This is a genomic window from Kitasatospora sp. NPDC088548, from assembly GCF_044753005.1.
GTDB lineage: Bacteria > Actinomycetota > Actinomycetes > Streptomycetales > Streptomycetaceae > Kitasatospora.
Window position 1 is genome coordinate 532108 of sequence record NZ_JBIVMI010000002.1, and the last position, 11112, is coordinate 543219.

Below are 11112 nucleotides of genomic sequence, written 5' to 3' on the forward strand. Positions count from 1 at the left end.
GTGTTCACGTCCCTTCGGCGGTCGCCGGGCGCCGCAGCCGCCGCAGGTAGGGGTCGAAGGACGGCCTGCGTTCGAGACGGACCCGGGCGTCCACGCAGACCGCGCCGTCGGGGCGGGCGATGACGGGGTTGAGGTCGGCCTCGACGAGCTCCGGGAAGTCGTCGGCCAGCCGGGACAGCCCGGCGAGCACGGACCGCACGGCGGCGAGATCCACCGGGGGCGCGCCGCCGTTCCCCAACAGCATTGGTGCGCTGCGGAGTTCGGCGACCATGGTGGTCAGGTCGCGTTCGCTGAGCGGGGCCAGCCGGGCCGTCCGGTCGGCCAGGACGTCGGCGGCGGTGCCGCCCAGGCCGAGGACGACGAGTGGGCCGAAGACCTGATCCTGGACCACGCCCGCGAGCAGTTCCACCCCGGGCGCCGCCATCGGCTGGACCACCGCTCCGGCCAGCTCGGGACCGAACTTCCGCGTGAACTCATGGTAGGCGGCGCGCACTTCGGCGTCGGCGGCGAGGCCGGTCCGGACGGCGCCCAGTGCACTCTTGTGTACCTGGCCGGGCCAGTACGCCTTCAGGGCCACCTTCCCCTCGTACCCGAGCCGGCGCAGACCGGTGGCGGCGACGGAGGCCATGTGTTCGTCCCGGGCCCACACCGAGGTGGCCAGCGGCAGCCCGTACGCCTCCAGCAGGTCGGCGGTGGACAGCGGGTCGAGCCAGCCTCCGTCGGGGTGGGCGGTGAGGTAGCCGTCGATCAGGCTGCGGGCGGTACGCCGGTCGCAGTCCGGGGCTTCGGCGGGTGCGGAGGGGGCTTCGGCGAGCCACCGGGCCCGGTCCCGGGCGTGCGCGAGGGCCCGGGCGGCGGCGAGGCTGTCGGAGTAGGCCGGCAGCACGCCGCCGTCGGCGCAGGTCCGGTAGCGGACGGGCACCTGCTGGTCGAGCAGCACGGCGGCGATCGGGACGCGTCGCCGGGCCGGGCCCTCCAGCAGGGCGCGCACCGGTTCGCGCGCGGGGGTGGCGCACAGTGCCGTCGGCACCAGGCACACCAGGATCGCGTCGACGGCCTCCTCTTGCTCCAACGCGCGGAGGAAAAGGGTGAGTTCGGTCGGAAGCACCGCTGCCGTGGTGTCCACCGGGTTACGGACGGAGGCGCCGGGCGGAAGCAGATTCCCGAGTCCCGGAGGGAGTTCCGGCAGCACCAGTCCGGCCTCGGCGCAGGCGTCTGCGGCCAGGATGCCGATGCCGCCCGCGTTGGACACCACCGCGACCGCTCCGCGTGGAGCGGGCAGCGGCTGGGCGTGCAGCAGGGCGGCGGCCTCGACGAGTTCCTCGATGCTCCGGGTGGCGGTGATGCCCGCCTGTCGGAACAGCGCCTCCCGGGTCACGGTCGGGGTGGCGGCGGCCGCGGTGTGCGAGGCCGCGCCCCGGCGGCCGGCCGTCGAGCGTCCGGCGTCGACGGTGAGCACCGGGACGGTCCGGGTCACGCGGCGGGCGGTACGGGCGAAGGCGCGCGGGCTGCCGAAGGACTCCAGGTGGAGCAGCGCGAGGTCGGTCCGGCCGTCCGTCTCCCACCACTGGAGCAGGTCGTTGCCGCTGACGTCGTACTTGTCGCCGAGCGAGACGAAGCTCGACACCCCGATGCCCAGCCAGGCCAGCCGCGACAGCAGCGCGATTCCCACGCCACCGCTCTGCACGGCCACCCCGGCGGTGCCGGGCCGGGGGAAGGCGCCTCCGAACTCGGCGTCCAGCCGGATGGAGCGATCGGTCTGGGCCATGCCCAGGCTGTTCGGCCCGACCAGGCGCATGCTGTGGCAGCGGCAGGCGCGCATCAGCCGCCGGGCTTCCTCCGCCGAGAGTCCGGAGGTGAGCACCACCAGCGCCCGGACCCCGGCGGCGCCGCACTCCTCGGCCACCCCGGGTACCGCGGCGGCGGGCACGGCCAGCACGGCGAGGTCCGGCACGGCGGGCAGCTCGCCGACGGACGGGTACGCGGGCTCGCCGTCGATCTGCCCGGTGTGCGGGTTCACCGCCCAGAGAGCCCCGACGAATCCGCCCCGCCGGATCTTCGCCAGGACGGTCCGCCCGACCGACCCCTCCCGGCGCGACACCCCGACCACCGCGACCGAGGCCGGGCGCAGCAGCGCCGCGAGGCTGGCCACGTCGGCCCGGCGGCCGCGTTCGTCCACCGCCGAACGGTAGTGCTCGTCGCTCTCGTCCAGCGGCACCCGGATCCTGACCTCACCCTGTGTGTAGCGGCGCTGGACGGGCAGGCCGAGGTCGGCGAAGACTCGATGGACGGCCCGGTTGCCCCACAGGGTGTCGGCCTCGAACCAGCGGATCCCCGCGGCCCGGGCAGCATGCACCAGGTGTTCCAGCAGCAGGGTGGCCACGCCCCGGTGGTGCCAGCGGTCGGCCACCGCGAGGGCCAGCTCGGCCGTCTCCGGCGGGTCGTCCAGCAGCTCGCAGTCCGCCTCGCCCACCAGCTCCTCCCCCGTCCAGGCCCCCAGCGCCAGCAGGCCGGTCACCGGCGGACCGCACAGCCGGTCGGCGGCCTGCCCCGGCGCGTTGCGGCTGACCCCGAGGAACCGCATCCGGCGGCTCTCCTCTGACATCCCGGTGGCGTGCAGATCGAGCACCGCCTGGTGGTCCTGCGGGCCGAGCGGACGGATCCCGACGGTGGTGCCGTCGGCCAGCAGGGCCTCGGCGGTGGTGCGCGGCGGATGGACGGTGGACATGGCACGCCTCCTCGGCCTCGCCGATCGGTCTCCTCCAGCTTCCCCGCCCGCCCTGCGCTACGGGAGGGCCGACCGGCCCCGCCCGGCCGAACGGTGTCCTGGCCCCGTACCGTCCGACCGCGCACCGGCCGAAGGGCGGGCCGGGAGGCCGAGCCGGGCCTGTGGTGACGGCGGTGACGGTGTGTGTTCTCCGGCCCGGAGCCGCGTTCCCAGGGCCGGACGGGCCACCGGCCCGGGACCTTCCGGCCCCTGCCGTGCCCGGCCTCCGGTGGTGTCATGGAGGTACGGGCGGCCGGCCCCGTCCCGTACCGACCGCAGGAGGACGGCATGAAAGCCGCCGTGGGAGACCGCATCATCGTCCAGGGCACCCGGCCGGGCGCCACCAGGAGGGACGGCGAGATCATCGGCCTGCACCACCCGGACGGCAGCCCGCCGTACGACGTGCGCTGGTCCGACAGCGACCGGGTGACGGAGTACTTCCCCGGCCCGGACGCCCGGATCCACCACTTCCGCCACGAGCACGAGGCCCCCGCCGCGCCCGTACCGCTCAACCCGCACCTCTTCGCCGACTGACGGGCCGAGCGACCGGCCCGCGCCGATGAACACGGTCGCCGGACGCCCGACGACCGACGACCGGCTCCGGCGACTCGTCGAGGCCGGGTTGGCTCTCCGTCGCGACCGCGGCGGCCTCGGCAACGATGCCGGCGCCCCGCCGCACCTTTCACGTGCCCCTCACGGCCAGACCCGCTCGGCCGCGCGACCCACCCACAGGGCGGCCGTCCGGCCCCGGCGGCGGGGCCGTCCGAGGAGCTCGACCGTCCGGGCGACGGCCTCCGGAACCCAGGCCGGCGCACTCGACGACCCCGGCCTACGAGGAGACGCCCCGGCGCACCGCGTAGGCGGCGGCCCCTGCGGCCAGGACAGCCGCGCCCGAGACGACCGCGGACGCCGGCAGGGCGAACGCCAGCACCAGGCAGCCGGCCAGACCGACTACGGGAACCAGCCTCGGCGGGCGGCCCTCGGCCCGGGTCAGCGTCCAGGCCGAGGCGTTCGCGACGGCGTAGTAGGTCAGCACCCCGAAGGACGAGAACCCGATCGCCCCGCGCACGTCCGCAGTCGCCGCCACCACCGCGACGACGGCGCCGACCGCGAGCTCGGCACGGTACGGCACCTGGAACCGGGGGTGGACCGCCGCCAGAGCGTGCGGGAGGTGCCGGTCGCGGGCCATCGCGAGCGTCGTGCGGGAGACCCCGAGGATCAGGGCGAGCAGCGAGCCGAGCGCGGCCACGGCCGCCCCCGCCCGTACCACCGGGGTGAGCCAGTCCGCGCCCGCCGCCCGCACCGCCTCGTCCAGCGGCGCAGCGGCGCCGGCCAGGCGTTCGGACCCGAGCACCAGGAGGACCGCGACGGCGACGAGGGCGTAGACGACGAGCGTCATGCCCAGCGCGACCGGGACGGCCCGGGGGATGGTACGGGCCGGGTCGCGGACCTCCTCCCCGAGGGTGGCGATCCGGGCATAGCCGGCGAACGCGAAGAACATCAGGCCGGCCGCCTGCAGCACCCCGTGCGCCGTGGCGTCCGCACCGATGTCCAGCCGGACCGCGTCCGCACCGCCCGAGGTCAGCGCGGCCGCCACGACGGCGGCGAGCACCGCGAGCACCATCGCGACGATCACCCGGGTCAGCCATGCGGACTTCTGCACGCCCGCGTAGTTCACCGCCGTCAGCGCCACCACCGCGGCCACCGCCACCGCGTGCGCCTGGCCGGGCCACACGTAGCCGCCCACCGTCAGCGCCATCGCGGCGCAGGACGCGGTCTTGCCGACGACGAACCCCCAGCCCGCCAGGTAGCCCCAGAACGCTCCCAGCCGCTCCCGCCCGTAGACGTACGTCCCGCCGGACTGCGGATACCGGGCGGCCAGCCGCGCCGAGGAGGTCGCGTTGCAGTACGCCACCACCGCCGCGAGCGCCAGTCCCAGCAGCAGGCCTGACCCGGCCGCGGCGGCGGCCGGAGCCAGCGCGGCGAAGATCCCCGCGCCGATCATCGACCCCAGACCGACGACCACCGCGTCGAACACGCCCAGCTGACGGCGTAGTTGCGGCTGCGCGCTCTCGACCCGTCGTCCCATGACAAACCCCTGTATCGCCCCTCGATGACGGTGCACGGTATCCCACCTCGGCGACGGGACGGTTGCCCCTGGATGCGCCGGCCCCGGTCCGGCCGCCGACCGGACCCGATCCCGAGACCCCGCGGCTCTGTCCCGTGCCGCCGGGCCGGGCGGACAGCGTCCGGGGCCGGCGCATCCAGGGCAATCTGAGAGACGAGAAGCCCGCAGTGTTCCTGCCACCATGGGGAGAACCACGAAGTTGCCCGCCGGGCAGGAATTCCACGCGTCCCCCCGGTATTCGGAAAGGCCTGCGGGGCGACCCGTACCGTCGAAAGGGAAGGCGATTACCCATGACCGATCCGAATGTGCTGAGCACGGTTCGCGTCCCGCTGGTGGAGGAGGCCGAGGCCGAGGGCCGGACGAAGGAGCTGTACGACGCGATCAAGTCGCGGATGGGCATCCCCTTCGTGCCGGACATGTTCCGGCTGGTCTCCAGCCGCCCCGACCTGCTGGAGGTCGTGATCGCCGGATACGGCGGAGTCTTCAACGACGGGGTGCTACCGCGCGCGACCCGCGAGATGATCTCCGCCTGGAGCTCCAAGGTCAACGGCTGCCCGTACTGCGTCGGCACCCACAACTGGTTCCTGGCCCAGTTCGGCGGCCCCCAGGAGCTGACCGACGCGATCGAGAACTCCCCCTCGGTGGAGGAGCTGCCGATCGACGAGCGCACCAAGGCGCTGATGCGCCTGGTCACCAAGGTCGGCACCGGCGCCTTCCGGATCACCGACGAGGACTGGGCTGCGACCGAGGCCGCCGGCTGGAGCAACGAGGAGATGCTGGAGGCGGTGTTCACCGCCGCCCTGTTCGCCTTCATCAACCGCCTGGTGGACGGCCTGGGCCTGGGCAACTCGGTGACCCGCAGCCGGATCGCCTCGCAGCCGGAGGACGCCACCGTCTCCGAGGAGCGCCTGGCGGAAGGCAGGTGAGCGGCCCTCGCCCGCGGTCCTGCTGACTGGCGCCTCCTCCAGCACCGGCATGTCCTCCGTCACTATCTTCCTGGGCCCGCTGCCGCCGAACGCCCAGGCCAGGCCAGGCGCTCGGCCCGGTGCTCCGGGTGCTGATCGGCCTGATGCGCGCGTCCGTCCGGGCGACGGCCACGCCGGGCACGTCGCTGTCGCTGCTGCCGGCCGCGCCGCTGCCGCCGGACCTGGACCGGGCGGCGGCCGATCCGCGGATCGCCGACGCGCCGGCCCGCGGCACGGCGGCCGTCGACCGGGTCGGCGCCGAACCGGTGCCCGAGCCGGTCCGGGAGGTGGTGGTCGCCGAAACAGCCCGCCGGGACGGCACCGACCCCGGCCTCGGCCGGGCCCGGCTGGACGCCCCGCTGGGCGAACTGCCGTCGGGCGAACGCCCGGTGGGCGAACTCGCGCTGCTCACCGCGCCGGACCTGCCGGCACTGCCGGAGCCCGACTCCCTGCGGCGGCCCGCCCCCGGCACCGCCCCGGTACACGCGCCCGCCCTGACCGGGACGTGAGGGGCCGCCGCACGGCGCGCGGCGGCCGGACCCGCTCAGCGCCCGACGAGCGGCTCCACCTCGGCCGCGGGCGGCGCGAACGGGCCCCAGGCGAACGCCTCCGCCCACTTCCCGGCCGATCCCCCGGACCACTCCAGGCCCTCGATCTGCGGCCAGGTGCGGCGGCCGGTCAGCGACCGGAACACGTCCACCGCCACCCCGCGCACGGTAGCGGCGGGGGCGCCCTCGCCCACCACCCAGGCCCGCCCGGGGGTCTCGATCCGCAACGCCGGCAGCCCGCCGCCGTGCACCGCCAGGCCGAAGCCCATGGTGCTCAGGTCCAGCGCACCGTCGAACGCGGGGTGCGCGGTCGGCTCGGCGGGCGCGTCCAGCCCCAGCCGCAGGTCCAGCTCGTGCGAGAACACGTCGAGCAGCAGGATCCGCCGGCGCAGCTCCGGGGTATGGCCCAGGGCCTCGAGCAGCGCGCCGTCCAACCCGTCCCAGCGGTCGAGCAGTTCGGCCGCCGGGACGCCCTCCAGCGGGCCCAGGTCGATCTGGCTGTCCTCCAGGGCGACGAACGACTCGCAGATGTGCACCAGGTGCCCGATCAGGTCCCGCACGCTCCAGTTCGGACAGGCGGACACGCCGACGGCGGCCGGGTCCGGCAGCCCGGCCACCAGGGTGGCGATCGCCTTCCGGCTGCGCCGGTAGGCCAAGTGCTGCTCGGCCGGATCGTGCTGGGTCTGCGCCGCTGTCACGGTCGTCTCCTCTGGTTCCGGGGCGTCGCGCGGCGCCGCCGTCATGATGTGGTCAGTTCGCCCGCGGCGCCCGCCTGGCGCCGCGTCAGCAGACCCGTACGGTACAGCTGGTGGACGGTGTCGGCCATCGCCTCCTCGACCGGCCGGGGCACGGGGCCGCCGGCCGTGGCGGCCGCCACGGCGGGCACCGCGTGGACGCAGGTGCAGGCCGCGCCGAACTCGGCCGGGATGTGCCGGGCCCACCAGCGCTGCACGGCGTCGGCGAGCCGGGCCGCCGGGAGCGTGGCGTGGCCCGTCCGGCCGGCAGCCACCGACTCGTTCGTTGTTCTGGCACGGCGCCTCCTGGTCCCTCGTGGCGGGCGGGCCGAACCGGCCCGACAGCGAGGAAACCAGCCGCCGAGTGGCCGATCTATACGCGATATTGCCCAATGCGGCCGCGCCCCTCGCCGGGCGGGCCGAGGTAGGTCTGGGCGATGCCCAGCCAGTGGTCGGCCGCCGCGCCGACGGCGGTCAGCGCGAGGTCGTCGCGGTGCCTGCGACGGGTGACGAGCAGACAGAAGTCCGCGGCCGGGCCGCAGATCCGCTGCTCGGCCTCCTCGGGGCCGAAGGCCCAGGAGACGCCGGACGGGCCGGTCAGCTCGAACCGGAACGGCTCGGCGGGGGGCTCCAGGCCGCGGGCCCGGTAGGCCAGGTCCCGGGTCCTGGTGCCGAGGAAGGCGATGTGGCCGATCCGATCGGTGAAGGCGTACGGGACGCCCAGGGCCTCGTGGACGTCCTGGCCGTGCGCGAACAGCTCCATCAACGCGACCGCGGCGAGCACGCCGGCCGGCAGCGGACCGGCCAGCCACGGCACCGGTTCGCGCCGGGGAGCGGCGGCGAGCCCCTTCTCGGCGGCGGCCCTCTGCTCGGCCCAGCGGCGCAGCAGGTCGGGGACGGGCTCGGCGAGGCCTTCGGCGAGCCGGGCCGCCATGCCGGTCCCGAAGTCCTCCCGGATGGGCGCGGTCTCGGCCTCGAAAGCGACCGGGTCGCGCACCCCGAGGTCGATCAGGTGGCTGACCAGCGCCAGGTGCGCCACCTGGTGCCGGACCGTCCAGCCCGCGGCCGGGCTCGGCGCGGACCACTGGTCGGGCGACAGGCCCGTCACCAGCCGGGCGAGTTCGGCCCCTTCCGTCGCCAGGTCGGCGCAGACGTCCTGCATTGCGGTCATGTGGCCATTCCCTTCCTTGCCGAAGCGCGCTCAATCCGATCCCGCGTTCATTTTCCGGACGCGGCCCCGCGCGTGCTTCTCCATACGTGCCGCCCGTATCCGGCACCGGACATTCGCCGGCCCAGGACGACGACCTGCCGCCGCTCACCCTGCCGGCCGCCCGGACCGGCCACGGCCCGTCCACCGTCACCGGGCAGCTCCACCTCCCCTCCGACGTGACCCTGCTACACCCATCCCAACCGAGCCCGAAAGGCCGCACGGCAACCCGGGCGACCGCCTCTCAGCACCTCCGGGCGACCAGACCCGCAACCTCACACGCGCACCTCTATACGGGCGCTACCGCAGCTCAGCGCACCCGACCCCGCGCCTTCAGCGGGATGTCGGGAAGCTCCGGAGCCCTCAGTCGGGCACCGTCGTAGCCGTGCATCTCGCCGAAGCGGGGGGTCTCCCAGTCGCTCCGCGCCTGCTGGACCTCCTCACCGGACCGGCCACCTCTACCCCGCCTTCCGCAGCCGCCGGATAGGCACCTTCGACCACAAGGTCGTCGAGGCCTTCATCCAGACCATGGAGCGCAACGGCGTCGGCCTCGCTACCCAGTCCAACGCCTTCGACAAGCTGAAGTCGATCCTCCTCGACGCCCACCGCCTCGGCCTCCACGACGAGAACCCGTTCGACGGCGTCAAGCCGCCCCAGCACGACCCGAAGCGCGCCGTCATACCCTCCCCAGCCGAGCTCCAGGCGATACGCACCGCCGGCGACGACACCTTCCTCCTGGTGGTCGACCCGATGAGCGGCTGCGGTCTGCGCAACGGCGAGGCCTTCGCGGTGAACCTCGCCGACATCGTCGCCGACGACGTCTACCGCGTCACCGAGCAGGTCAACCTTCAACCGCGTCGGCGTCGCCGCGGCCTCCGTGACGGCGCCGGCCGTTGCCGAGGGAGCCGTCCTGGCGGGTACCGAAACGGGATTGCTCCGCGCCCCCGCGCCCGTCACCGGGCCCGACTGGGACGCACCGGGAGGGCTGTTCAGCAGCGGGAACCACGTCGTCGACCTGGACGTATCGGCGCAGGGCGGGTCGCCGGCCTGGAGGACCCGGAGAGTCAACCTGCGGTGCACCGCCGAGCGGAGCACCGACGGGGCCATGACGTGGCAGGAGCGGGGATCGTGGCAGGACGCCGTCTTCGCCGTCCGCGCTCGCGCAGCCAGTCGGCGTAGAGCATCTCCACCGCGCTCGGCACGGGCACGATGACCATGCTGCGGTTCTTGTTGGCCGCGCCCTTCGGATGCCCGCCCCGCTTCCGCAGACGGAGATGCGGCCCCGGAGACAGGGGCGCCCCGGCACGGTCCGGCCGATCGGGACGCAGTGGGTGTCCTCGCGCATCAGTGACACGAGCTGGTCGACGCGCGGTGCGCAGCAGGCCGTGATTGCCACCATGTACCTGTCCCGGGCGGTTTCCGCCGCTCTCAGGAGGCCGGCGAACTCGGCGTGGGTTGCGGCCGGTGCACGCGCCGAGCAGTGGCTCGGCCGCGAGTCCACGCGGATCCGCGGCTTGACCTGTGCTTGACGTGCGTCCAGGCCGCGAGTACGTGCACCAGTAGGGCGCACGACGGACCACCCCCGGGCGGCACGGAGGTGCCCCGCGATCGTGCCGGCCTTGCCGGCCCGATCAGCAGCACCCGACCGCGCGCGGAACCGGCGATCACCCCGGGACTCGTTCCTGTCCTGCGCCCGGGGGCGGTCCGCCCACGTGCTACTTGACCAGCGCGTAGAACTCCTCGAAGTCGAGGACGCGGTCGCGGTTGCTGTCCGCCGCCATCGCCTCCTTGACCTTCTCCTTGAGCTGCCCCTGGTGGCCCTCGCTCTTGAAGTGGTTGGCGAGTTCGACGACGTTGATCTGTCCGTCGGAGTCGCTGTCGATCTTTGCGAACAGTTCCCTGGCCTCGGCTTCGGTCATGGCGCGTCCTTCCAGTCATCATCAGGATCCTGAAGATCCATCTGGCCGCAGCCACATTGGCAGAGGTGTGCCGCGCATTGCACGTCAGCGTGGGGCCATGTGGGTGAGAGGGTGGCAGGCTTCCAGCCAACCCCGGCGCCGGCCTATGCAGCCAGCATGGTGCACGCCGACGAGCACCATGAGCATGAGCTGCTACATGCCGAGGCATGCTCCTGCCGGCCGGTGGACTTGCCCGGGATCATCACCAGGGTCGGTGTCGGATGTCGATGACGCGCATGCCGGCGGCCGTGGCGGCGGTGATGCCCTCGTCGCTGTCCTCGTGGGCGAGGCAGTGACCGGGTTCGGTTCGCAGCAGGTGGGCGGCGTGCAGGTAGGCGTCGGGGGCGGGTTTGGGCTGGGCGACGTCGTCGCGGCCGACGATGGTCCAGGGGAGGTCGTCGAGTCCGATGACGGTCAGGCCGTGGCGGACGATGTCGCTGTAGTTGGCGGAGACGACGGCGAGGGCGGCGTGTTCGGCGGCGGTGCGTGCGGCGGTGGCGACCGCGGAGATCGGTTTGATCCGGTCGGTGTTCGCGAACCAGTAGGCGCGGGCCGCCTGGACGAAGGTGTCCTCGGGCAGGGCGGCGGGCGGGAGGGCGAGGCGGCGGCGCAGTTGGCCGGCGGTGAAGGCGGGTTCGGCGGCGAGCCAGGTGAGGGTGACGGTGATGCCGTGGGCGGCGAGTGAGGCCTGTACCGCGCCGTGGTTGATGTCGGCCGTGTCCGCGAGGGTGCCGTCGAAGTCGAAGGCGTAGGCGGAGTACGTGTCGTGGCCGGCAGGAGTCGTGGTCGCCACCGTTCGTGTGGT

The 11112-nt window shown here is 74.2% G+C and carries 11 protein-coding genes; 3 read left to right on the forward strand and 8 right to left on the reverse strand.

Annotated elements, in window-relative coordinates; genetic code table 11:
- Positions 1–4: 4 nt before the first annotated feature.
- Positions 5–2728 carry a GNAT family N-acetyltransferase gene (locus ACIP82_RS05250; RefSeq protein ID WP_400651057.1) on the reverse strand — a complete coding sequence of 908 codons (2724 nt, stop codon included), beginning with the start codon at positions 2726–2728 and terminating at the stop codon, positions 5–7.
- A 327-nt stretch (positions 2729–3055) separates the two neighbouring features.
- Between ACIP82_RS05250 and ACIP82_RS05255 the strand changes: the two genes are divergently transcribed.
- Positions 3056–3301: a DUF1918 domain-containing protein gene (locus ACIP82_RS05255; protein ID WP_363612808.1), complete on the forward strand. Its 246-nt coding sequence runs from the start codon at positions 3056–3058 to the stop codon at positions 3299–3301.
- Positions 3302–3596: 295 nt separating this feature from the next.
- On the opposite strand, the gene ACIP82_RS05260 is transcribed toward ACIP82_RS05255, so the two are convergent.
- Entirely contained in the window at positions 3597–4856 is a 1260-nt protein-coding gene (locus ACIP82_RS05260; RefSeq protein WP_400651060.1) for an APC family permease, read from the reverse strand.
- 329 nt (positions 4857–5185) lie between these two features.
- Between ACIP82_RS05260 and ACIP82_RS05265 the strand changes: the two genes are divergently transcribed.
- Both ACIP82_RS05265 and ACIP82_RS05270 read left to right on the forward strand, forming a co-directional pair.
- Positions 5186–5821, forward strand: coding sequence for a peroxidase-related enzyme (locus tag ACIP82_RS05265; protein ID WP_363612804.1), 636 nt, complete (start codon positions 5186–5188; stop codon positions 5819–5821).
- Between the two features lie 119 nt (positions 5822–5940).
- Positions 5941–6369: a hypothetical protein gene (locus ACIP82_RS05270; protein ID WP_400651064.1), complete on the forward strand. Its 429-nt coding sequence runs from the start codon at positions 5941–5943 to the stop codon at positions 6367–6369.
- A 35-nt stretch (positions 6370–6404) separates the two neighbouring features.
- Here ACIP82_RS05270 and ACIP82_RS05275 read toward each other — a convergent pair whose 3' ends face one another.
- From ACIP82_RS05275 to ACIP82_RS05300, 6 genes are all read right to left on the reverse strand, one after another.
- A complete protein-coding gene (locus ACIP82_RS05275; RefSeq protein WP_363612800.1) occupies positions 6405–7106 on the reverse strand; it encodes a maleylpyruvate isomerase family mycothiol-dependent enzyme in 702 nt (233 codons plus the stop codon).
- Positions 7107–7147: 41 nt separating this feature from the next.
- Positions 7148–7417, reverse strand: coding sequence for a hypothetical protein (locus ACIP82_RS05280; protein ID WP_400651066.1), 270 nt, complete (start codon positions 7415–7417; stop codon positions 7148–7150).
- Positions 7418–7515: 98 nt separating this feature from the next.
- Positions 7516–8313 (reverse strand): TIGR03084 family metal-binding protein, encoded by a 798-nt coding sequence (locus ACIP82_RS05285; protein WP_400651069.1) that lies wholly within the window; start codon positions 8311–8313, stop codon positions 7516–7518.
- A 399-nt stretch (positions 8314–8712) separates the two neighbouring features.
- The gene (locus tag ACIP82_RS05290) at positions 8713–9201 is read right to left on the reverse strand and encodes a hypothetical protein (protein ID WP_400651072.1); all 489 of its coding nucleotides are present in this window, start codon (positions 9199–9201) and stop codon (positions 8713–8715) included.
- A gap of 863 nt (positions 9202–10064) precedes the next feature.
- Entirely contained in the window at positions 10065–10268 is a 204-nt protein-coding gene (locus ACIP82_RS05295) for an EF-hand domain-containing protein (protein ID WP_363612789.1), read from the reverse strand.
- A gap of 241 nt (positions 10269–10509) precedes the next feature.
- Positions 10510–11100 carry an HAD family phosphatase gene (locus ACIP82_RS05300; RefSeq protein WP_363612787.1) on the reverse strand — a complete coding sequence of 197 codons (591 nt, stop codon included), beginning with the start codon at positions 11098–11100 and terminating at the stop codon, positions 10510–10512.
- Positions 11101–11112: the final 12 nt, after the last annotated feature.